This window comes from Dyadobacter sp. SG02 (genome assembly GCF_900109045.1).
Classification (GTDB): domain Bacteria; phylum Bacteroidota; class Bacteroidia; order Cytophagales; family Spirosomataceae; genus Dyadobacter.
In genome coordinates, this window is the sequence record NZ_FNYL01000002.1 from 356,467 (window position 1) to 379,255 (window position 22,789).

At 52.6% G+C, this 22,789-nt stretch carries 17 protein-coding genes; 8 read left to right on the forward strand and 9 right to left on the reverse strand.

Annotated features, from left to right (window positions below):
• Positions 1–24 precede the first annotated feature (24 nt).
• The 7 genes from BMW93_RS05180 (at position 25) to BMW93_RS05210 (ending at position 10,859) form a co-directional block, all read left to right on the forward strand.
• Entirely contained in the window at positions 25–597 is a 573-nt protein-coding gene (locus tag BMW93_RS05180; protein WP_143061597.1) for an RNA polymerase sigma factor, read from the forward strand.
• On the forward strand, positions 587–1,807 hold the full coding sequence (locus tag BMW93_RS05185) for a hypothetical protein (protein ID WP_090374139.1): 1,221 nt from the start codon (positions 587–589) through the stop codon (positions 1,805–1,807). Before BMW93_RS05180 ends, BMW93_RS05185 begins: the two co-directional genes overlap by 11 nt.
• 93 nt (positions 1,808–1,900) lie before the next feature.
• Positions 1,901–2,761, forward strand: coding sequence for a DUF1080 domain-containing protein (locus BMW93_RS05190; protein ID WP_090374140.1), 861 nt, complete (start codon positions 1,901–1,903; stop codon positions 2,759–2,761).
• A 72-nt stretch (positions 2,762–2,833) separates the two neighbouring features.
• The gene (locus BMW93_RS05195) at positions 2,834–3,280 is read left to right on the forward strand and encodes a hypothetical protein (protein WP_090374141.1); all 447 of its coding nucleotides are present in this window, start codon (positions 2,834–2,836) and stop codon (positions 3,278–3,280) included.
• A gap of 305 nt (positions 3,281–3,585) precedes the next feature.
• Positions 3,586–6,696 carry a TonB-dependent receptor gene (locus tag BMW93_RS05200; protein WP_218147660.1) on the forward strand — a complete coding sequence of 1,037 codons (3,111 nt, stop codon included), beginning with the start codon at positions 3,586–3,588 and terminating at the stop codon, positions 6,694–6,696.
• Positions 6,697–6,715: 19 nt separating this feature from the next.
• Complete coding sequence (locus BMW93_RS05205; RefSeq protein WP_090374142.1) at positions 6,716–8,254, forward strand: RagB/SusD family nutrient uptake outer membrane protein; 1,539 nt, start codon at positions 6,716–6,718, stop codon at positions 8,252–8,254.
• A gap of 145 nt (positions 8,255–8,399) precedes the next feature.
• Complete coding sequence (locus tag BMW93_RS05210; protein ID WP_090374143.1) at positions 8,400–10,859, forward strand: ABC transporter permease; 2,460 nt, start codon at positions 8,400–8,402, stop codon at positions 10,857–10,859.
• A 43-nt stretch (positions 10,860–10,902) separates the two neighbouring features.
• Here the strand turns inward: BMW93_RS05210 and BMW93_RS05215 are convergent, their stop codons facing one another.
• The 9 genes from BMW93_RS05215 to BMW93_RS05255 all read right to left on the reverse strand — a co-directional run bounded on the left by BMW93_RS05215 (position 10,903) and on the right by BMW93_RS05255 (position 21,232).
• The gene (locus tag BMW93_RS05215) at positions 10,903–12,093 is read right to left on the reverse strand and encodes a sigma-54-dependent Fis family transcriptional regulator (RefSeq protein ID WP_090374144.1); all 1,191 of its coding nucleotides are present in this window, start codon (positions 12,091–12,093) and stop codon (positions 10,903–10,905) included.
• Positions 12,094–12,222: 129 nt separating this feature from the next.
• The gene (locus tag BMW93_RS05220; protein ID WP_090374145.1) at positions 12,223–13,089 is read right to left on the reverse strand and encodes a helix-turn-helix domain-containing protein; all 867 of its coding nucleotides are present in this window, start codon (positions 13,087–13,089) and stop codon (positions 12,223–12,225) included.
• A 1-nt stretch (position 13,090) separates the two neighbouring features.
• A complete protein-coding gene (locus tag BMW93_RS05225; RefSeq protein ID WP_177194012.1) occupies positions 13,091–13,900 on the reverse strand; it encodes a helix-turn-helix domain-containing protein in 810 nt (269 codons plus the stop codon).
• Between the two features lie 352 nt (positions 13,901–14,252).
• A complete protein-coding gene (locus tag BMW93_RS05230) occupies positions 14,253–15,029 on the reverse strand; it encodes an alpha/beta hydrolase (protein WP_090374147.1) in 777 nt (258 codons plus the stop codon).
• Between the two features lie 20 nt (positions 15,030–15,049).
• A complete protein-coding gene (locus BMW93_RS05235; RefSeq protein WP_090374148.1) occupies positions 15,050–16,036 on the reverse strand; it encodes an alpha/beta hydrolase in 987 nt (328 codons plus the stop codon).
• A 398-nt stretch (positions 16,037–16,434) separates the two neighbouring features.
• A complete protein-coding gene (locus tag BMW93_RS05240) occupies positions 16,435–17,814 on the reverse strand; it encodes a sigma-54 dependent transcriptional regulator (RefSeq protein ID WP_090374149.1) in 1,380 nt (459 codons plus the stop codon).
• Positions 17,815–18,030: 216 nt separating this feature from the next.
• Complete coding sequence (locus BMW93_RS05245; RefSeq protein ID WP_090374150.1) at positions 18,031–18,399, reverse strand: hypothetical protein; 369 nt, start codon at positions 18,397–18,399, stop codon at positions 18,031–18,033.
• 22 nt (positions 18,400–18,421) lie between these two features.
• A complete protein-coding gene (locus BMW93_RS05250) occupies positions 18,422–20,248 on the reverse strand; it encodes a hypothetical protein (RefSeq protein WP_229240215.1) in 1,827 nt (608 codons plus the stop codon).
• Positions 20,249–20,260: 12 nt separating this feature from the next.
• Positions 20,261–21,232 (reverse strand): T9SS type A sorting domain-containing protein, encoded by a 972-nt coding sequence (locus BMW93_RS05255; protein WP_090374505.1) that lies wholly within the window; start codon positions 21,230–21,232, stop codon positions 20,261–20,263.
• A gap of 199 nt (positions 21,233–21,431) precedes the next feature.
• Between BMW93_RS05255 and BMW93_RS05260 the strand changes: the two genes are divergently transcribed.
• Entirely contained in the window at positions 21,432–22,787 is a 1,356-nt protein-coding gene (locus BMW93_RS05260) for a hypothetical protein (protein WP_143061598.1), read from the forward strand.
• Positions 22,788–22,789 lie beyond the last annotated feature (2 nt).

A 22,789-nucleotide genomic window follows, 5' to 3' on the forward strand; every position in this document is an offset into this window, starting at 1 on the left:
CCGGCGATTAAATTTTCTCCTGCTTTGAATACCCTTGTTTCGCAACATTTTCTGGAATCGGAATGGATCGAAGGCTGTCGACGAGGCGATGCGCGTTGCCAGGAGAAGGTATTCAGGCATTTTTATGGATTTGTGATGGGTATTTGCCTGAGGTATGCCAGTTCTGACCACCAGGCCCAGGAGATTTTGAACGACAGTTTTCTGAAAGTATTCGAAAACATGCTGATCACACGGGAAATCCATGTTTTCAGGGCCTGGTTGAGGAGAATCGTCGTGAATACGGCACTCGACCATTACCGTAAAGAGCGTCGGCGGCTGGAAAAAATCGCTACCGATGTTGCCGAAGAAGACCTGACGATCGCCGGGGATGTGATCGACCAGCTTTCCGCGGAGGAGATTATCCGATTGTTGCAGGAACTTCCCGAAAGCCAGAGGCTGGTATTCAATCTGTACGAAATCGAAGGATATAGCCATCAGGAGATAGGAGAGATGCTCGGGTTCCCGGCCGCGACCAGCCGGACTTATCTGACGCGGGGCAAGCAACGGTTAAAGTCGCTGATGCTACAACGAAAATTTGGAAGCCATTATGGGGAATGACGAAGGGGTTCGGAAAGTAAGGGACAAGCTGGCAGGGTTCGAAAGCGGGCTTCGGGAGGACTCGTGGCATCTTTTTGAAAAACACCGGCTCAAAAAGGAAAGAGACCGTAAACTGGCGGGCGCCCTGCGCGTCGGCGTGCTGGTAATGTTCATTCTGGGTGTTTTGATCGGCACATGGGTCTTTCTGGAATCCGGGAGGAGGGGGCCAAGGGGAAGGCAAAAGCACGTCGCCGGGCCTGTCATTATTCCAGCAGAAAACGCCGGCAGCGTTCCGTCCGCCGGAGTGGGTATTTCAAGAAAAATAAATAAGAAGGCTGTCGTCATAAACAGCGCTTCAACATCCGGAAAATCAAATACCAAACTGCCAAATTCTCCACCTGCAATTTCCAGGTTAATGCTGTCGCAGGCATTGCATTACGATGCTGTCATCGCGTTTACTGCGCCTGAACCCGCCTTGCATGAAATGTCGAAGGTTCTGTTAAACAGAGGGCCTTCGCTCTATGAAGTGAACTTACCGCTGCCGTCCGTTCGAAGAAGTGAAACGCTTATGGCCGGGGATAGCAATCGGACCGGTAGTCGCTTTCAACTCAGTGTCGGGCCGGCAGTGCGGGCCAACTATGCCGGACCTTCCGAAAGCAGACTTACTTTGGGACCCGCTGTGTCCGGTACATTTCCCATTACGCCCAAATTCGCACTGCGGGGCGGTCTCGCCCTCATGCGCGAGCACGTGTACGTGAGCAATGCAACCCCGGAGTTCTCCAAAAATGCGGTCAGGTGGCTCAGCCGGGGAGATTACCGCTGGTGGGACCTTGAAATTCCGATCGATGTTCAGATATCTCTCCGTACCAGGCCGGGATACAGCCTGTCCGGCCTTTTCGGTGTATCGTCGTCCGTGTATTGGGGCGAGCACTACAAAGAATTGTATCAGAAGGACAAAATAGTTACGACTACGCTGGCGCTGTACAACGGGGAAGTCAGGGAGGTTCAGGGACTGGCATCCCAACGGGAAGAGCCGTCGAGAGGCAGGAGTACCGGGGCCGTTTTTGCACCGGCGACCTATGTTAGCGCCTCACTTCTGCTGGAAAAAAAGTTAAATGCACGGAATTCGTTGCTCATCGAGCCGCAGCTTCGTTACCCCATTGGCGGTGTAACGAGCCGTAACCTGAAATTTACATCCATCGGTCTTCAAATCAGAATATTGTATCCATAGGGAAATTTAGGTACTCATCAGTTTCTAAGTACGGCCATACAAAGTCGGCGGCGAATGTGTATTTATATTTGTCACTGACCATAACCTGAGCCCATGCCGACCCGCCGCAACTTTTTGAAGCTAAGTCTTTTACTTTTTGTATGCATAACAGCCTTTCAAGGTAGTTACGCCCAGGTTTCCACCAAAAAGGAGAACTGGCGTTCCCTGTTCAACGGTAAAGACCTTTCGGGTTGGGAAACCTATCTGGATGCCCCGTATGCTGCCAATTCATCCCAAAAGCTGCCACCGCTTGGCCTGAACAACGACCCGGGCCACGTGTTTTCCGTCGTTACCGAAGACGGTCAGCCCGCCATGCGAATTTCCGGCGAAACTTTCGGCGGGATCAATACTTTGGAAGAATTCGAAAACTATCACCTGCGCCTCGAATTTAAATGGGGTACGAAAAAATGGCCCCCAAAACTCGATCAGCCCCGCGATAGCGGCCTGCTCTACCACAGCACGGGAAACCACGGGACGCCTATGCTTTGGATGGAATCGTTTGAATATCAGATCCAGGAAGGCGATACAGGCGACTACTGGGGCGTTATGGACGTTTTGGCCGATATTACGGCTAAGAAGAATGGACAGGGGAAATATGTGTATAGTGCGGGAAGTTCTCCGCTGGTATTCCAGGACAAAACGACTAACGGACGTACCTGCCTTAAAAGCACTGATAACGAGAAAGCTTCCGGTCAGTGGAATACCGTCGATCTTTACTGTTTCAACGGAACGTGCGTCCATGTGATCAACGGAAAGGTCAACAATGTCCTGACGAACACACGTCACGTCGTCGATGGTAAAGTTTTACCACTCAACAAGGGCAGCATCCAGATACAATCGGAAGGGGCGGAGGTATTTTACAGGAACATTGCCGTTACCGGTATTAGTAGCCTTCCGCAAAATTTAGTGCCGTAATGGCAGAGAGGAAGTCCAAAATTTCATATGTTTGATTCGTTTCTTTCGGTTACAAATGAAATATAAGAAGTTATGGGACCACTGTCCTCGGGAAAGTTTTCGAAAAAAGACGAATCGCGATTGCGGAGTAAGTTCGGAACGGTATATACGCTTACGCTCGCCACATTAACGTGTGCTTTGGGCCTGTCTTGCGAGAACTCGCGGCCGGCGGATCCCCTTGATCAGCGACAGGTTAAAGTGATTGACCTCAACCGCGATACTGTGATTGCGGTAGCTAACGAAAACAGGGCAGAGACCGCCCGGATTTCCTTTGTAGAAACATTGTCCGATACGGCACTGGTGAAGGTTTCCAACGATACGCTTTTTTCACAACACGGAATGGGCTTCCTGCTTCCGATTACAAAACCGATGCTGACGAGTATTGGAGGATTGACGGGCGATAGCTTATATGTCAAATATCAACCACTAAAAACGCCCATCACCGGCGCTTTAACCGTAGAGATAACATATTCTCGATAGCTATCCCGAATCGCAAGATCTAATAACCACTAAAACCGTCTCAGTTACAAACTGAGGCGGTTTTTTGTTTTGCGCTATGCTTCGCAGCCATTCGCCCGCTTTCGCCATTACCCGCCTTTTGCTTTCTTGTTTTGAACAAAATGAAACATTTTGAAAATATTTCATGAGTATATTCCTATAATATCAAGGTTTTTTAATTTAAAAATGTTTAATATGTTTTATTTTGTTTACATATTGTTAATATTTCCTTAAAATATCCATACTAGTTTTGTGCCCTTAGTGAAAGTAAATTCTAAAACTTAACCATGATAAAGTATCTACCCCCTTTTGCCTGCCGGATCATAGCTTCGATGGCGGCCGTATTGTTGCTTTTGTTGTCGCCGCATGTGTGGGCGCAGAATAATACCGGCGTCGTTCGAGGCACCATTTCGGATGATAGCGGCCCGCTGCCGAGTGCTTCCGTGTCGGTATCGGGTGCTACCACAGGTACTTTCTCCGATGCGCAGGGCAACTACGCATTGAACCTGGCCGAGGGTACCTACACCCTCACGGCCTCCTATGTGGGCTATGCCAAATCCGAGCAAGGCAAAATCCGTGTCGTTCCCGGTAAGGAAACGGTCGTGCATTTCAAATTGTCGGGGAGCAATGAGCTGGAAGCCGTAACGGTAAGCTATGGAAAACAGCGGCAACGTGAGGTTACCGGCGCGATTGCGCAGGTGGAGGCGGCTACATTGCAGGATATGCCCGTGCCGCAATTTGCCCAACAGTTGCAAGGTAAGGTAGCCGGTGTGCAGATCGCCCAGAGCAGCGGCCAGCCCGGTCGGGGCGTGGAGTTTCGTATCCGGGGTGCGGCGTCGTTTTTTGCCAGCAACCAGCCGCTGATCGTCGTCGACGGAATTCCCGTCACAGGCAGTATCAACAACATCAATCCATCCGAAATCGAGAGTTTCAGTGTGCTGAAAGATGCTTCGGCCACGGCATTGTACGGTTCCCGAGCAGCCAATGGCGTGATCCTGATCACCACCAAACACGCAAAGGCCGGCGATTCGAAAATAGAGTTCAATGCCAATTACGGTATCCAGCAAATCCCCGGCAACCGGGTGCCGAAAATGATGGACGCCCGTGGTTTTGCGCAGTTTATGAAGGAGCGCTGGGAAGACCGGGTCAAATACGAGAAGCTCGATCCGGTCAAGACTCCGGTAGATCCCGCCTATGCAAATCCCGAGCAGTACGGGGCCGGTACCGACTGGTTCAAACTTTTGACGCGCACCGCACCCATCCAGAACTACGACCTGACCATTCAGTCGGCGCGGGAAAAATCATCCTCGACGGTCGTTTTCGGTTATCAGGAGCAACAGGGCGTGTTGGTCAACACGAGCACCAAACTGTTCAGCCTGCGCATTAACCAGGACCTTTCCCTGGCGGACAACAAGCTGAAAATCGGTTTTAACCTCGCACCGAGCTACCGCCTCGACCACAACAACCGCACCTCGACCGATGGCGTGGGCGGCTGGTTCGAAAGGGTGTTCGAAGCGAGTCCGCTGATCTCTCCGTACAAAGCAGATGGTACCTTCGAGCGCGATACCTATTCGCCCGGTATGGTAGCGTACGTGAACCCGCTCGCGCAGTTCATGCTCACCCGCGACGATTACAAGACGACCCGCATACTGGCCAACGCGTACCTGAATTACGAATTCATCAAAAACCTGAGCTTCCGCGGTAACGTGGCCGTGGATAAGGGCGCCGAAACCCGGCAATACTTTCAGCCGGGGCTTATTACCGGCACGCAAGGGCAAACGACAGGCACCAGCAGCTCGGTGGACAACGGCTCGTACACCGCCGAAGGGAACCTGGTCTGGAACAAAAGTTTCCTGACCGACCATCACCTGGAAGTACTGGCAGGCTATTCGGCTCAGAAGTTCAGCGGTACGAACAACTCCCTTACCGGATTGGGCTATACGACCGACGATATTCCCTATCTGACCGCGGCGACGACCATCTCGGCCGGTAACAGTACTTACGGGGCCTATTCGTTGCTATCGACAATCGGGCGGCTTAACTACAACTACAAGGGCAGGTATATGCTGCAAGCCGCATTCCGACGGGATGGTTCCTCCAAATTCGGTGCCAACCAGAAGTACGGCACGTTCCCGTCCGTGTCGGCGGGGTGGGTCGTGAGCGACGAGGCATTCATGCAAAATGTGAGGTTCCTGGATTTCCTGAAACTCCGTGCGAGCTATGGCATTACCGGGAACAATGCATTCGGCAATTACGACGCGCAGGCGACGATCGCAAACTACTACTATGCGTTGAACGGCAACTCGGTTTCCGGACAAACCATTAACAGGCTCTCCAACTCGGAACTCGCCTGGGAGCGCAACAAGCAGTTTGACATTGGTCTGGAAATGTCGTTCCTGAAAAACCGTATCAGCATTACTTACGATTTTTATAATAAAATCTCCGACGGGCTGATCCAGCAGCGTCCCATTCCGAAAGCTTCCGGTTTTTCTTCAATCCTTTATAATGTAGGGGAATTGAAATTGTGGGGACACGAGCTGACGATCAATACCACTAACCTGACGGGGCCTTTGAAATGGAATACCAGCCTCAACCTCTCCTTCGACCGTAACCTGATCAAGCGGTTGGTGTCGCCCGGATTCATCCGTCGCAACAACACCGTAAGCTCCGACTATTTCCGCCATCAGGAGGGACACCGCCTGGGTGAGTTCTACGGGTTTGTCTTCGAAGGATTGTACAAGGACGAGGCCGACCTGGCCAGTTCCGCCAAATACGGAAGCGCTTCCGATGTGGGTACGATCAAGGTGCGCGATATCAGCGGTCCGAACGGCACGCCCGACGGTGTGATCGACGACGTGAACGACCGCACATTCATCGGCGATCCAACCCCTACTTTTACCGGAGGTATTACCAACTCGCTGAGCTACAAAAACTTCGATTTGAATATCCACATGGCCTTCTCGGTAGGCAATCAAATACTGAATGCCGCCAAATGGGCCTACCAGACCAATATGGACGGCTCGCGCGTGATGCTCGCGGCCGCGGCCGACCGCTGGCGCTCCCCCGAGAACCCGGGCTCGGGCGCATATCCACGCACGAAGACCGGTACAACCGCCATGGGACGCCAGGTGAATTCGCAATGGGTCGAAGACGGTTCCTACCTCACGGCCAAGAACATTTCAGTGGGTTACCGCTTCAAATTGAAAGACGGCTTTCTGCTTAACAATATGCGGGTGTACGCATCGGTACAACAAGCATTCGTGCTCACCAAATACACCGGAATGAACCCCGAAATCAACTTTGCCGGACTCGATCCGACGCTGGGGATAGGCGTGGACGAGAATGCCTACCCGGTACCGCGCACGTTCTCACTCGGCCTTTCCGCGACTTTTAAATAACCAGACTCAGCCTAAAACAATGAAAAGAATATATTCCCTGCTGGTGGTCGCCGCATTGACGCTCACCGCCTGTAACGACAGCTTCATCGATCTGGTACCCGAAGATTCCTATACCAGCGACTCGTTCTACAAAACGGAAGCGCAATTCCGCCAGGCCGTGATCGCGGCGTATGCGCCCCTGCGCGATGTGTTGGTGAACGACTACTTCACGTCGGAAATGCGGTCGGACAATACCATTTACCAGTCGTATCCGAGCAACCGCGGTACGGCCTATATCCACCGCGAAAACATTGCCGACTTCAAGGACAATTCCAGCAACTCGTATACCAATGCGGTATGGCAACATTGCTACACGGGTATTTCGCGGACCAATATCGTGATAGAACGGTTGACGGGGTCGACATTGGCAGAGAGCGTTAAAAACAATATCGATGGTCAGGCCAAGTTTTTGAGGGCCTGGTATTATTTCAAACTGGTGCGGCTTTACGGCGGCGTGCCGTTGTTCCTGAAAGAGGTCACCAAAGCAGACGAGGCATTCCTCCCGCGCTCATCGGCGGAACAGGTATACAACCAGGTCATCTCCGATGCCAAAGACGCCGTTGCCAAACTTGAAGCGCCCGCGAAGTTCCCGCAGAGCGGCGAGGCTACCAAAGGCGCGGCAACGATGCTGCTGGCCGAAGTTTATGCTACGCAGAAAAAATGGGCGGAAGCGGAAACCCTGCTTTCGACATTGGCCGGAATGGGCTATGCCCTCCACGCCGACTACGCCGACGCATTCCTGCCTGCGAATAAAAACGGAAAGGAATCGATCTTTGACATTCAGTTCCTGGAAGGTACCGTTACAGGTACCACACCTAATCCGCTGACATTCCATTTCCTGCCCAGAAGTACTTCCACCGCATTGGTGACCGGTATTGCCATCAACAATTCGTCGACCGGCGGCTGGAACACGCCTACCACCGACCTGATCAATGCCTACGAGAAGAACGACAAGCGCCTGGAAGCGTCGATCGGCATCGCGGAGGGCACCTACAATTCCAGCGATCTTTTCACCTATTCGGCGGTCAAAAATGTAACCGGATACACACCGGCTGCCGGAAAGATCGGTGTGCCGTATATTAAAAAGTACGTTCACGCGCCGCTGGTGGCCGTGACCGGCTCCAACGACAATTTCCCGATCTATCGCTACGCCGACGCATTGCTGCTGCTCGCGGAAGTGCAGAATGAACAGGGTAAGTCGCCGCTTGCGAGCCTGAATGCAGTACACACAAGAGCCGGTCTGCCCGATGTTACGGTGACCGGTCAGGCTGCGCTTCGCGACATTATCCTGCACGAGCGCCGCGTGGAACTGGCCTTTGAAAACCACCGCTGGCACGATCTGGTCAGAAGCGGCAAGGCCGTCCAGGTGATGAATGCATTTGGCGAAGCATTGAAAAAGGAGGTAGATTACCTGACTCCCGACGCCTACCAGGTGACCACCGAAAAGTTGCTTTTCCCCGTCCCGCAAAGCGAGGTAGAACTTAACCCCGGGGTAATGACCCAGAATCCGGGTTACTGATACAATTATCATTATAGAATGGGGCCGTCTTGAATCATTTTAAGACGGCCTTTTTAAATGGGCCCGGCCAAACCAAATTTGTTGGTGCATTGTATAATCCAGTAATTTCTTCATATCTTCATAGAGCACCTAGCCATGAAAACATATGATCAGGAACTACTACACGGTCGCGGTCCGGACGCTGGTCCGCAACAAACTTTACACCTTACTGAATGTCGCCGGGCTGACTTTCGGCCTGACCTGCTTCCTGCTTATCGGGCTGTACCTGTTCGATGAGCTGACATTCGACCGCCAGCATGCAAATGCGGACCGGATTTACCGGGTGGTGGAGCACAAGAATGTAAAGGGGGACGAAACGACGATCGCGGCGGCCAGCTACAATCTGGCGGAAGAATCGAAGCGGAGCATACCGGAAGTGGAAAATACGACCCGCATCAAGCGTATCGGGCGCGCCAACCTGGTCGATCCCGAAAATCCGGTGAATTTTCAGGAAACGGTGACGGTCGTCGACCAGGATTTCCTTCAAATCTTCGACTTTCCTTTGATTTCCGGCGACAAAAAGACGGCATTAAAAGAGCCGTATTCCATCCTCATCAATGAAGACCTGGCCATGCGGCTATTCGGGACCGTGCAGGTGCTGGGCAAAAAGCTGCAATGGGGCCATTTGGATAGCCCTCATAAAATCACCGGCGTTCTGAAAAACCATCCGCGTAATTCGAGCTTTGACTTCAACAATGTAATTTCCGAGGTGAGTAATTCGGATGGTTCAGGAAATTTCGCGTCAACCGACTGGTCTTCCAACGGCTATGCCATTTACGCATTGTTAAGGGCCGACGCGGAGCCTGAAACGGTATCCGCCAAAATGACCCGCCTGGTGCTTTCCAATTTCAAGCCCGAAAAAGGTACCAGCCTGCATTTCAGTTTGCAGGCATTGAAAGACTTACACCTCTATTCCGAAAACATCACCGACGGGGCCAGGAACACCAACGTGGAGCCCATGCCGCAGGGAAATCCGGCTTATGTACGGATGTTTTCGCTGGTATCGCTTTTCGTGCTGTTCATCGCGGGCATTAATTACATGAACCTGTCCACGGCAAGAGCTTCCAACCGCGCGAGGGAAATCGGCGTGCGTAAATCGATCGGGGCGGTGAGGAAAAACCTGGTTTACCAGTTTTTATTCGAAGCCCTGCTCATCACCGGCCTTTCGTTCGTCCTGGCGGTACTTTTGCTCAATCTGGCATTGGGGCCATTCAATGATTTTACAGGAAAAGAACTCACGCTCGGTTTTTCGACAAACTACCGCATATGGCTCATGGCCATCGGCGCCACAATCCTGATCGGCCTGATTTCGGGCAGCTACCCGGCGCTGTTACTCTCCGGTTTCAAACCTGTTGCGTTGTTGAAGGGAATGAAGATCAACCAGGGCAGGAGCCTCGGGTTACGGAAAGGGCTGGTCGTGTTCCAGTTCACGGTTTCTATCGTGCTGATCATCGGAACGATTGTGCTCTACCGGCAAGTGCGGTTCATGAATAATACCCACCTTGGCTTCGATAAGGACCTGCTCGTCGTGATCGACGTCAACACAAGCAAGGCAAGGTCCGGTTTCGAGGCGATCAAGGCCGAAATGGCCACAATACCCACGGTAAAAAGCGTATCCGTGACTTCGAGAGTGCCCGGGGAATGGAAAACTTACAGGCGCGTCAAAATACATGCGCAGGGAAACCATACAGAGCCGACGGTTGCCTATTTTTTCGGGGCGGATAAGGATTTTCTGAGTACTTATGACGTCAGGCTGGTGAGCGGTCGTAATTTCGTGAACCCCTCCGATTCCACTTCCGTACTCCTTAATGAAACCGCTGCCAGGATGCTGAACATCACCGATCCTGCCGGCCAGTTTGTAGAAATACCGCTAGTATCTTCCAACGGCGGCGATTTCGAAGCCGTCAATACCGACGGAACGCCATTTAAAGCGAAGGTAATCGGCATTGTCAGGGACTTTCATTTTCAGTCATTAAGGGAAAAAATAGCCCCGCTGGTATTGGGCTACAACCGAAATCCTGTTCACGGTATCGACTACTATACGGCCAAAATCGAGGCTGCGAACATCCCCGCGACGCTGGACCGGTTGAAAGCGGCCATGGTGCGGGCGGATGGCGACGATCCTTTCGAATACCATTTTCTGAACGACCAGCTTGCCCGGTTTTACATGGAAGACCACCGTCGGCAAACGCTGATGATCTGGACAGCGCTCGCGGCGATCTTTATCGCATGTCTGGGCCTTTTCGGACTGGCAACGTATTCGGCGGAGCAGCGCGTGAAAGAAATCGGAATCCGGAAAGTGCTCGGCGCTACGGCATTCAGTCTCGCTACGCTGCTTTCGAAAGACTTTCTGATCCTTGTCCTGATCTCCAATCTGCTCGCTTTCCCCGTTGCCTGGTGGGCCGTCAGCACATGGTTGCAGGAATATGCCTACCATGTGAATCTCGAATGGTGGATTTTCGTGCTGGCGGCGGTCCTGGCGGTGGCCATCGCATTGCTGACGGTAAGTTACCAGTCGGTCAAAGCGTCGCTCGTTAACCCGCTCGATAGTTTGAAGAGCGATTAGAAATGCTGTTTAAAAGCATTTATCATTTGTAAAGTTTCTGGCGTTAGCGCCCCTTGTCGAGTACGAGCTCCTTGTTAATCCCCAGCTTTTTGATCTTCGAGTTCAATGTGCCTACTTTCAAGCCCAGAATTTGCGCTGCGCCGCCGGGGCCGTAGACCTTGCCGTTGCATTTATTGAGAATCTGGATGATGTAGTCCTTTTCGTTTTCGGCGTGGGTTTTGTCGTAGAGAGAAGGTGCCGGGGGATGAAGGGGGCCGCCCGATGCCGGCAAATGTACGTCGGTGATGATATTACCTTTCGCCATTAACACACTTCGTTCCATCTGGTGTTCGAGCTCCCTCACGTTCCCCGGCCAGGGGTAGGCGAGAAGCTGCTTGATCACGTTGCTGGAAATACGGCTGATCTTTTTGCCGCTGTTCGTGGCATTGCGTGCAACGAAGTGCTTTGCCAGCAAAACAATATCGTCGCGCCGCTCGCGCAATGGCGGGAGGTATATCGGAAAGACATTCAGCCGGTAAAACAGGTCGCTGCGGAAGCGGCCATGCTGGACTTCGTCGTACAGGTTTCGGTTCGTCGCCGCGATTATCCGTACGTCGACGGTAATGCTTTCCTTCCCGCCAATCCGCTCGATTTCCCGCTCCTGGATGGCCCGGAGTAATTTCGCCTGCATGTCCGGCGACAGTTCGCCTATTTCGTCCAGGAAAAGTGTCCCTTTGTTGGCAAGCTCAAATTTTCCGATCCGCCTCTGTACCGCGCCGGTAAAGCTGCCTTTTTCATGCCCGAAGAGTTCGCTCTCGACCAGTTCGGCGGGCAGTGCGGCGCAATTTACCTTCACCATCAGGTGATGTTGCCTGCCCGACGAGTTGTGAATGGCCCGTGCAAAAAGCTCCTTTCCGGTCCCGGTTTCCCCCAGCAGCAGCACGGTACTATTGGTAGAAGACACCTGCGAGAGCAAATGAAAGACCGTTTGCATTGCGTCACTGGAGCCGATGATGTCGTTGTATGAAAAACCTTCCTTTACTTCTTCCAGTAAATACGAATGCTGTTCCTCCAACTGCCCTTTAAATTCCTGTACCCGTTCCAGTTGCTCACAAAGCCTTCCTGCGATTCTGATTAGCCAATCGAGGGAGCTTTCCGAGGAAGAGCCCTGTTCGGGAGAAGGAAACAGGCCCGACGCGGCCAGTCTGATCCTTAACTCCTGAATTTTTTGGTCAAAATCAGCTGGTGTCGACATAGGCGCGGCCGTATAATGTTGAAATGCGGGTAATACCGTCGGGATCAAACGTCGGCTCAGGACCAGATTCCCGGCTTGAATATAGCCGGTTCCGGGCCATTGCACAACACCGGGCGTGCCAGCGGGCCGCTACTGGCGCGGATCGGGGCCCTTATGCCAGGTCTTTCGAAAATCGGAAAAATTAATCCCGGTCAGCGTTCTGAAGAACTTGCTGAATGTCGAAGGATCGTCAAATCCGAGTTCCAATGCAATGCATTTCATCGAAGCGCCGCTGCTGACCGCCTTTCGCTGTGCTTCCAGCAGCACGCGTTGCTGGATATGGTAACTGGCCGAATAACCCGAAACCCGCTTGACGATTTCGCTCAGGTAGTTGGACGTAACGGCGAGATCGGACGCGTACGCGGAAACCTGCCGCTGGAAGGTGAATTTGTGGTCGAGCAGGCCCATAAACCGGTTGAAAACCTGGTAATCGGTCCGTAGCGACTGGCCTACCCCGGCAGCGCCGAATTTACTGGGGAAATGCGCAATCAGCACTTTCAGCAGGCCGTGCAGCATTTGCGCCCACAGGCGCTGCCGGTTGTCGTTTTCCCATATGATCATTTCCACAATACTTTCGACTTCCGTTTGCGCTTCATGGTTCAGCCGCAATACTTCCAGCTTTCTCGAACGTCCCGCATAATCCAGGTGCGGTGGCAGGTGGGGGAGCGCATTTTCCCCGCAAAGAAACTCCCGGGAGAATGCGATCTTGTACCCGACGAGATCGGGCCCGGCGGTAAACCGGTTGATCTGGCCCGGAAAAAGACAAAACAGCGTGTTATCGGCGATCTGGCGGTTTTCCAGGTCCACAGTGAATGCTCCCTTGCCTTTTTTGATCCATATCAGCTCGAACATTTCCGATTGCCGGAAGCTGGAACGTGCCGGATCGCCGGCGCTGCGGGAATCGAGGCATTCGGTACGGAAGCTGGTCTGGGGTATGGAGTAGGTTAAATTTTTCATGTTACAATACCTGATAGGCCTTTTTGTAATCCGAAAATGTCATTCCGGCCTTATTTCGGAAAAACTTGCTGAAATGGGCGACGTCCTTGAAACCCAGTCCGTATGCGACTTCCTTCATCGTCGATCCCGAACCGATAGCGGCATACTTGGCCGTGCGAATGATGTGTTGGTGTATATGATGGCTTGCCGGATGGCCCGTAACCCGTTTAATGGTTTCGGACAAGACGTCGATCCGCATCGACAATGCCCTGGCATAATCCCGCATACTCAGTTTGCCCTTGTCGTGCTGGGCAACCAGATGCATAAACCGCTGGACCAGCTGTTGGTCCACACAACCGCTATCGGCCTGGTCGGGCTGTTGAAACATCCGGGAAACCGACACGAGCAATATTTTCAGGAGCCCGGAGAGCAGTAAATGGCCTTTGGGTAACCGTTGGCATTGTACGTTGAGACTGGCCATCGTACGCTCTATCGTTTTGCCGGTCGGACAGTTCAGCAGATCGACCGAGACTTTGCACAAACCGGGCATCGCAGGCTTCGATAAAAACGGGTAGCAATCCTGAATGCCGAACATGAGCAGAAATTCCTCGGGGAATGAGAGTACGTACCCTTTGACATGCATCCCGAGGGGCATATCGATGGCGCTTCCGGGTGGTACGACAAACAGGCTTCGGGTATTGTTTTTCCGCTCCGGTTCAACCCAGATAATCCTGTATAAACTGCTCGGATACGTCACCGATTCTCCCGCCGGAATAGCCTGCACCAAAAGTAAATCTGCTTCCGGGTGCAGTGGTTGGGATGCGCTTCTCATTTGGTAGAGCCGTTTATGTAGATAATAACCGGCCTGTCGTGAATGAGGAGCCCGATCAATCGGGCCAAGGCGTGCAAAATCTGAAAAAACGGTGCGGGTAAGGGGATGGTTTTCATAGTTAGCTCTTTCGTTTTGATGGGTGAGTTTCTTCTTTTCAAAAGCTAATACCATGCCAGATGTGTAATTTACTGTTAATCAATTGGTTAAACTATTTTACCGCTTATATTTTTATCGAAATATCAACAATGCGCTAAATGACTTGCGATATTTCAATAGTAAGCGGGCCGAATCGTGCATAAAAAAAGTGCCCTTGCGGAGGAGCAAAGGCACTGCATTTGTTGAGAAGCGTTCGTCAGTAGTTTTTGATCCAGTCCAATACATAGTCTGCATCGGCTTCCCAGCCTGCCTGGGCCAGGACGTGATGGTTACGCCCGGGGAATTCCTTGTATTCCAAAACGGAGCCGTTCTTTTTGTAGCGTTCGAAATTCCGGTTGTTCAAATGGGCGGGAATAATATTATCCAGCGACCCCGAAGTAAGCAGGAGCGGTGCGTGCGGTTTATCAAAATCCACCGCGGCAGCGCTCGTCAGGCCCCCGCGGGCGACCCGCTTGGATTCGGGTGCGGTGAACAGGTCGTACGCTTTTTGCTGCTCTTCCAAAGGCATCTCGTTCACGAATGCGTACTGCCACGTATCGAATGGCATCAGGTAGGTTTCGTCCAGGGAAGTGAAAAGTCCCAATGCGCCCCATGTCGATTTGAGGAATGAAAATTCGTAGGGAATAATGCCTTGCGGCGGTACCGAGTGGATCGCCACGGCGGCGGCGGCCAGATCGCGGTTCAACAGGATCTGCGTGATGAGCCCGCCCAGCGAATGGCCGACGATAATAGGCTTCTCCGGAAAGCTTTTAGCAATATCCGCATAATGGTCGACGAGCTCGGCCAGCGTCAGGTGCGCCAGGTCGGTGTCGTGCGGTTGCCTTGCGCGGAGTTCGGCGGCCGTCGCATCCTTGAACGGCCATGCGGGCGCGACGGTTGTATAACCACGATTTTCGAAATAACCCCTCCATTCATCCCAGCAATGATGTGTCACAAACGCCCCTGTAACAAAAAGTACCGTATTGGTTTTCATAAGGATTTGAGTGAAAGAGGTTATGAAAGATATTTTTTCAACTGCTGCGCCGCCTGGACAAACAATGCCCTGGTTTGCGGTATTTCTGCGAGGCCATTCAAAAGCCCGAAATCGTGGATAACATCATTGTAGCGGACGGTCGTAACCTCCACGCCGGCCTCGCTCAGTTTGCGCCCGTATGCTTCCCCCTCGTCGAGCAGGATATCGTTCTCCGCCACCTGGATCAGTGTCGGCGGCAATCCGCGCAGCTGCTCGGCAGTGGCCCGCGCAGGCGACGCGTAAATCTCGTCCCGCTGGTCGGGTGAAATGTACTGGTCCCACATCCATTGCATCAGGCTCGCGGTCAGAAACCGCTGGGTACCGAACTTTTTGAATGACGGCCGCTCGAAATCGGCGTCGGTCACCGGCCAGAAGAGTATCTGTGTCTTAAACGAAGGCCCTCCCTTGGACTTGGCCAGGAGCACGGCAGCCGTCGAAAGGTTTCCGCCCGCGCTATTGCCCACAATCGCGAGCCTTGTTCCGTCGAGACCGATGGTACTCCCATTGGCTGCCACCCATTTGGCGACTGCGTACACTTCGTGGACAGGCTGCGGGTATTTAGCCTCCGGGGCACGGGAATAGTTCACAAACACCCCTGCGAACCCCGTGAGCGTCACCAGGTCGCGCACCATGCGCTTGTGCGTAGGGTAGTCGCCCAGTACCCAGCCGCCGCCGTGAATGAAGAGGAACACCGGCAATGGTCCTGTCGCACCTTCGGGGCGCACAATGTTCAGGACTATTTCGAAACCGTCTTCGGTAATAGTCCTTTCTTCCTCCGATATGCCGGAAAGGTCTACCTCGAATGCCGCCTGGGCGGCCACCAGCACATTACGGGCATCTTCCACCGCCAAACTTTCCAATGGCGGTCCGCCGGCATTCAACGGCTTTAAAAATTCCTTGACGGCGGGTGACAAATGGGGGTCTTCGGCAAAATCAATCGGAGGTGATGCAATCGTTTCGGTGATCATGATAATTTGAAGTTAAGTAAGTGAATAATGCAGGTAATAATGCCCCGGTGGGATAAGCAAAACTACCGACACCGCTTTTGCCCTTCAACATTGATTTCGGGGTACTGATTGTACTTTTTCGGACATTTGAGCCTTTCCGAAACTTTTCGTCCAGGCACGTATTGTACAACATTATTCGCCCATTAGCCATTGATAACCAATGCGTGAAGCAGGTACTTTGTATTACAAGAATAAGGCAGTCATGGGGTGGACGCCCACTTGGGGACGCCTAGTCGGGGACGCCCTCTTGGGCACGCCCCCCGGATGATTGGTAAGGTACAGTTGTAGCCAAAAATACCGCATTCATATGAAGGCGGTATTTTTTATGGGGTATTAAAAAAAAGTGCTCCGGTCTTTGGTTATGCGAAGAATTTGTGGCTTTTGACGATGCCGAGTTTTTTCATCCGGGAGTTGAGGGTCGACACGTTGAGCCCCAGCAGTTCGGCCGCGCCGCCTGTGCCGGCTACGCGTCCGTCGCATTGCAGCAGAACCTGGATAATGTATTCGCGTTCCACCTCTTCCATGGATTTGATCCTGGAAGAGCCTGCATCCGAGGCTGCATCGGGTTGGCTGTCATTGAGCAAACTGATGCTGGTAATGGTATCGCCCTGGCACATCAGCACGCTGCGTTCGACGAGGTGTTGCAGCTCGCGGATATTTCCGGGCCAGTTGTAGTTTAAAAGCTGTTTGGAAACGGAGGGAGAGAAGCCTGAAACCGTTTTGCCAAACCGGGCTGCGAAAATCCGGACAAAATGAACGGCCAGCGGCATAATGTCCTCTTTGCGCTCGCGTAAGGGCGGAAGGGTGATCGGGAAGACATTCAGCCGGTAATACAAATCCAGTCGGAACCTGCCCTCCGCCACTTCCTTTTCGAGATTGCGGTTTGTAGCGGCTATGATTCTGATATTCAGATTGATCGGCGACTTTCCGCCAATCCGGTCGACTTGCTTTTCTTGTAACACATGCAGGAGCTTCACCTGCATGGACAGGGACATTTCACCGATTTCGTCCAGGAATATGGTTCCTTTCTGGGCCATTTCAAACTTCCCGGGCCTGCGCTCGGACGCACCCGTGAATGCACCTTTCTCGTGCCCGAACAGTTCCGATTCGATCAACGCAGGCGGTAAGGCAGCGCAATTAACCCTGACAAACGGATGTTTCCGCCGCTCGGACAGATTGTGAATGCTTTCGGCGATTTTTTCCTTCCCCGTTCCGCTCTCGCCCAGTATCAGTACGGAAACGTCGGACGGCGAAGCGATCCGTACCTTTTCCATGACCTGTAAAAGGCCGGGGCTATTTCCCACGATAGTAGGGAGTGGTGTGTTGGCCGGAATGTTTAAGGGCGGTTGCGGTTTGGCGAGTTCCGTCTTTTGCTGGTGCAGGTACTGGGCAATGTCCAGGGTGACCAGGATATCTTTTTCACGGAACGGCTTCACCAGAAACCCGTACGGCTGGGTGCTTTTCGCCGCATCCAGGATTTCCTTCGAGGAGTTCGCCGAGAGGTACACAAATGCGATGTTCTGCTTTCGGAGAATCCGTGCGAGATCGATCCCGGTCAGGTTGCCTTTCAGATAAATATCGAGCAATACCAGGTCCGGTGTTTGCTGATCGATGATTTCCAGCGCCGATCGGATGTCGTGAGCGATGGCTATGACCGTAAAACCCGCCTTTTCAAGGACCATCTGAATGTGGTTGGCCTCGATAAACTGGTCCTCTACGATTAAAACCTTTCCGTTCATTGTCTGGAAACAGCTGTGACTTACGTTGCTCGACTTAGAACATAGAATAGCTGTAAATGCAAATATAAATTAACCGTCCAAATTTCGATGAGTTAGCCGATATTCTAAAAGTTTCCTTCGTCGCCCGCCCCCGTGAATACAAAGGTCAGTTCCAATGGGTTCGCCGACTGCATACCCCTGAAACTGACCTTTACTAATTGCGTTTCTTCTGCTTTTCTAATCAGTCGTTGTCTTAAACGGCGATTTTTGAGGCACTTTTTGGTTCACACCAGCCCTGGTACCAGCCGAAGACGTGTCCGGTCTGGCCTGTACGTTCTGTCCCGTTGCAGGTTGTGCGGGTGTCATTGTCTCTTTGTATAATACGCCCGGTATCGCATTGTTACGAATCTGCCGGCCGAAGCTTTCTGTGTTTGCGGGCTTTGCCTCCGGCGCTTTTTGGGCAGGAACCGACTTGCTGAATAAAAGGCCGGGAACTGTTCCGTTCTTAAACTGGTCGATCATACGCTCGTCTGTTTTATAGCGGGTTTGGGCGCTTGCCGTCAGGCCTGTGAAGGCGATAAGGGCGATGATGAGGTAGCATTTCATATGAGATAATGGATTAAAGTTCCTATTTAACATTGACAAACACATTGATTTTGCCGATTCCGTCGCCATCGAAGTTCTGCAATGCCTTACCAAGGATTTGTCCGGCCTGAACTTTCGCTTTATCGGCTTTCATGGCCACGCCGGGGGTGGACGAGGTTACCAACAGATCACCGCGCTGGATGGCGCCGCCTTCGCCGCAGACTTTGGTGGGAATTACTCCTACGACGCCCATCGGCACTTTTCCGGTCAGGTCGGTGTCGATATTTTCCTCCGTCAGCAACACACCCGGTTTGGTCGCGTATACGCCCAGTACGAGGTCGGAATAGGCGCCTGCGCTTTTTTCGATGGTACGGTCTTTGGAAGTGGCAATGCTCAGCACATCACCGGGTTCATATTCGGAAACTTCGTCGATCACATCGAATGCCTCCGCGATGTCGGCGCCGCTGTTCTGGGTTCCTCCGTTAAAAAAACCTACTCCTGCTTTGTTGATGCGGGCTACATTCGCGGTATTATTCTGAAATATGGCGAGGTTGCCGCTGGCACCGCCGGAATGTTGGACGAGTAATGAAGGTCCTGATCCCGCATTGCTGACATGTACCGCGGGATTGCCGTTGTTTGCGTTATTGTTGGCAAACCTTCCCGCCCTGCCCGTACCAAAATTCGGGATGAAACCGGAGATAGCATTACCGGCGCCATCAGCACTGGCTTCGACGCCGTCCCCGCTGCCACCGGCATTGGCCGTGAGGCCATTTCCGTTGCCTTCTGTGAGAGCCAGCATGGCAGGGCCATTACCGGAGGGGTTAGACGAATAGAAAAGCCCCGCATAACCGGCTGTCCCGGAAGATCTACCATATATTCCGGCCGTGCCTAAGTTGGCAAACATGGAGTTGACTTCTCCGTATACTGCCGGAGATGTGCCTGTGGTACGATCTACGATGAAGCGCCCAGCGGTACCGTTTCCTACTGTTTTCACGGTGATCGCATCATTTCCATTGTCCTCGTTATAAATCTCAAAGTGACCTGCCCGGCCAGTTGCAAAGGTGGGTACCCAGCCATAAATCGCATCGCCAGTGGCGTCGACGTTCGCCTCAACAGCATTACCCTTCGCCGCATTGGCCCGAAAGGCAATACCATTGCCGTCCGATATTGCGACCAAAGCTGCGCCATTACCATTCGTGTTCGAAGCATGGAATAATCCGGCCAACCCACCAGTACCGTTAGAAACACCGAAGATACCCGCTGCGCCGAAATTACCGAATATGGTATTTACCTCGCCCCGCACGGCTGCCGCCACGCTTTCGCTGTTGCTGACCCGGAAAGATGCCGCGTGCCCTTTTGTACGGTCAGGAATATTTCCACTTCCGTTGGTTTCGACGGTGACCACATTGCCTTCGGTGTTCGCGGCATTCGTGTTCAGAAAGCGGCCTGCCGGCCCCGCAGTGCCCGCTACGCCTTCCAGTGCTGCGCCGGCACCCTGGTTGGTGACCGAAAACAAGGTTCCCGCGTTAGTCTCGGTGCCTGCGTAGGGCAATGCAAGCGTCTCCGGGTCGATTTTTGCCCAGCCTGTGCCGCTTTTGAAAAACCAGAAGCTTTTGGTATCGGTATCATACACCAGCAAGCCGTCGGCCGGGGCGGGAATGCCTGTCCGCTGGGCAGACGTGAGGCGTGGGACCAGAACACCTTTCGAATCGGATTTCACATCGAGCTGCGCACTCGCATCCGGGGTGAGGGTGCCGATTCCGACCTGTGCATTCGCTGCGAAGGCCAGTGAGGCAAACAATGCGGCAAGCGGCGCCGCTTTCGATCTCAGAGGGGCTGTGAGCGTATGGAGAATAAAGTTTCTTTTCATGGAAATGGGTTTTTACTGTTTAATGATTTTGATAGCCTGGGATCTGCCGGTGGCGGTTTTTACCTGTATCAGGTACATGCCGGCCGGGTAATTTTTCAAACTGAACTCCTGGCCGGGCTCGGGTTTGGTCAGTTCGAGCACCAGGCGGCCGGTCAGATCGGTCATTGTAACCCTGGCGAGGGCCTCGTTAGAGCCGATCCGTAACTTGTCCACCACGGGGTTCGGATAAGCGCTTATTACTGCCGGATCTTCAAACCGCAGGTGACGGATAGTACTGTACGCAAAGCTCCCGTCCTTGTCCACCATTTTGAGGCGGTAATACTGCGTCCCGTATCTTTGTACAAGGTCGTTGAATGTGTATTCGCGGAGCGTAACGCTTTCGGAGGCGGCTTTCACCGTGCCCAGCGCCGCCCAGTTCCGGGAATCCTCGCTTTGCTGGATTTCGAAGTAGTCGCTGTTCTCTTCCTCGGAAGTTCGCCAGGAAAGCACCGTCCGGTTTTCCAATCTTTTTACCTCAAAGCCGATCAGGCGGACAGGCAATGCATCCTCTTGCGCAGCCGTAAGGGAGGTGAAATTGGTTAGCGGCAGCGTATTGGAAATATAATGCCGGGTAATATCGACCGTGCTGCCCGCAACCGAAACGAAGTTGGTGTTGCCGTGTGCGAGCTGCAAAGTACTCTCGTTATTGCCGTTGAGTTCGGCAGGCTGGAAAAAGAAACCCATAATACCGGCAAAATCGACCGGCGTCGTAAAACTGTACACGCGCCGGATACTCGGGGGCACTCCCGGAACAGGTATGTGAGAGATCGTGAGCGTCTGCGACGCGAGCGAGAACCCGGCGCTGGGTTCCAGGGTGAGGCTGTCTATGGATACCTGCGTATCCTGGGCAATAAAGAGCCCCTCGGCCCCGGCTGTAAACTGCGCTTGCGCCGAAAGCGCAGGTAGCAAAGCGAAGTGGCAAAAAAACAGGTAGCGTTTGATCATAACGGCTTGGGATTTGTAAACGATTGCTGCATGGACGGACGCCCATGACCAAGCCGAAAGGTACCCGTCGATCATGTCACTGATTGTAACAAATAGTTCCTATTGAATGTAGAATTTCCGCGACTCGGTAAATATGGAGTTACATGCAACCCTTTTGCAGCCTGCAACTGTCTATGCAATGGAATTTCAACCGCTGGATATGAAAAATATATTCCTTACCATGATTGTGTTGCTCGGCTTTTTGTCGGGTTGTAAAAAGAAGGATGATTTAATTGAATTCGCGCCCAAACCTGAACCTGGGCAGGAGATTGTCATGAAAGCCCGGGATTTCTTAAAAGCATTGGATGTTACCGGTGCTACCGAAATCCAGTTTGATTCGGTCAGTAACAGCTATATGGTAAATTTGCCGGACGATTTTAATGAAAAGAAGGCAGAAGTGAAGCTGGCATTACAACCGGATATTTTTCTCCTCGATAGCCTCAATAAAGCTACTTCCGATTCCATAATTCGTTATTCGTATTCAGGCAATCCGCCGCTCGTAATCAGATTGAGGGACAAAACCGAAAAGTATGAGTTTTACATCCAGGTCTATTTCAATTTTACGGGTACGCCTGCCATTGAGCTATTGACTAATGAAATCCCGATTGTTTCCGGGGCGGTCAGAATACCAGCCCGCTTTACGGCAAAAATGGGAACCATCCCGCGCGCACCCGGCGTAGGGAGCGGCATTTTGGTGCAATTCGTGAATAAAAAAACAGGTTTTTCGACGGCCGCGGAAATTGGCGATTTTGACACCTTTATCCAGTTTGCGGGCGCAAGCAACTTCGTCTCCAACGACCCGTTCACGCTAGAAATAGCATTGTACAACCATAACCCGGTGGTTTTTGAAGGAATCAGGTTCCTCAGGGGTTTACCTTCCATTTACATTCAACCATCCTATAAGTTCGATTATAGCCGGAGCGATACGATCAAAATCACGGGCGGTTTTTTCCTCCCCGAGAAAAAATACACGCTGACTTTTTCCAATGACTTTATGGCAAACCAGGTGACGGTGCCTGTGACGTCACAGGATTCCACCTCGCTCAGCGTTGATAAAATTCCGTCTGTGCTTACACAAGGCTCGTATCTGGTGTCCGTCCATGAGGGAGACGAGCTGGCCGGTGCCGGAAATATCTACCTTTTCGGTAACTCGACCCGGCAGATCGAAACAATCTGGCAAGGCGGGCTTCACCAGTCAGTCGACCGAAACACGCAGCGACTGACCATCAGCAGGGGAACGGAATTTTACGCGAAGTCCTGGCCGGTTTACTACGGCGCTACTGCTACCTATTTCGATACCACCAAACTTCCCCGGCTGCACCTGGCATCGGCGTCGACGTCGATCGACCTCGAACCGGAGCCTGCTCGATATTCCTGGGCCATTGCAGGTGTAACGGTTGGTTTCGGGAAATATAAAATTCCACTCAGCCTGCCTCCCGGGCTCTACACGGTCACCGGAAGCTTCCCGGACGGCGCAAAAACGACGCCATATTGGAGCCGCATCAGTGTGAAGTGATG

What these genes read in the sequence shown, in the direction of transcription:
- BMW93_RS05185 (WP_090374139.1), top strand. Translation starts at nt 587, where the DNA reads ATGGGGAATGACGAAGGGGTTCGGAAAGTAAGGGACAAGCTGGCAGGG.
- BMW93_RS05190 (WP_090374140.1), top strand. Translation starts at nt 1,901, where the DNA reads ATGCCGACCCGCCGCAACTTTTTGAAGCTAAGTCTTTTACTTTTTGTA.
- BMW93_RS05195 (WP_090374141.1), top strand. Translation starts at nt 2,834, where the DNA reads ATGGGACCACTGTCCTCGGGAAAGTTTTCGAAAAAAGACGAATCGCGA.
- BMW93_RS05200 (WP_218147660.1), top strand. Translation starts at nt 3,586, where the DNA reads ATGATAAAGTATCTACCCCCTTTTGCCTGCCGGATCATAGCTTCGATG.
- BMW93_RS05205 (WP_090374142.1), top strand. Translation starts at nt 6,716, where the DNA reads ATGAAAAGAATATATTCCCTGCTGGTGGTCGCCGCATTGACGCTCACC.
- BMW93_RS05210 (WP_090374143.1), top strand. Translation starts at nt 8,400, where the DNA reads ATGATCAGGAACTACTACACGGTCGCGGTCCGGACGCTGGTCCGCAAC.
- BMW93_RS05215 (WP_090374144.1), bottom strand. Translation starts at nt 12,093, where the DNA reads ATGTCGACACCAGCTGATTTTGACCAAAAAATTCAGGAGTTAAGGATC.
- BMW93_RS05220 (WP_090374145.1), bottom strand. Translation starts at nt 13,089, where the DNA reads ATGAAAAATTTAACCTACTCCATACCCCAGACCAGCTTCCGTACCGAA.
- BMW93_RS05225 (WP_177194012.1), bottom strand. Translation starts at nt 13,900, where the DNA reads ATGAGAAGCGCATCCCAACCACTGCACCCGGAAGCAGATTTACTTTTG.
- BMW93_RS05230 (WP_090374147.1), bottom strand. Translation starts at nt 15,029, where the DNA reads ATGAAAACCAATACGGTACTTTTTGTTACAGGGGCGTTTGTGACACAT.
- BMW93_RS05235 (WP_090374148.1), bottom strand. Translation starts at nt 16,036, where the DNA reads ATGATCACCGAAACGATTGCATCACCTCCGATTGATTTTGCCGAAGAC.
- BMW93_RS05240 (WP_090374149.1), bottom strand. Translation starts at nt 17,814, where the DNA reads ATGAACGGAAAGGTTTTAATCGTAGAGGACCAGTTTATCGAGGCCAAC.
- BMW93_RS05245 (WP_090374150.1), bottom strand. Translation starts at nt 18,399, where the DNA reads ATGAAATGCTACCTCATCATCGCCCTTATCGCCTTCACAGGCCTGACG.
- BMW93_RS05250 (WP_229240215.1), bottom strand. Translation starts at nt 20,248, where the DNA reads ATGAAAAGAAACTTTATTCTCCATACGCTCACAGCCCCTCTGAGATCG.
- BMW93_RS05255 (WP_090374505.1), bottom strand. Translation starts at nt 21,232, where the DNA reads ATGATCAAACGCTACCTGTTTTTTTGCCACTTCGCTTTGCTACCTGCG.
- BMW93_RS05260 (WP_143061598.1), top strand. Translation starts at nt 21,432, where the DNA reads ATGAAAAATATATTCCTTACCATGATTGTGTTGCTCGGCTTTTTGTCG.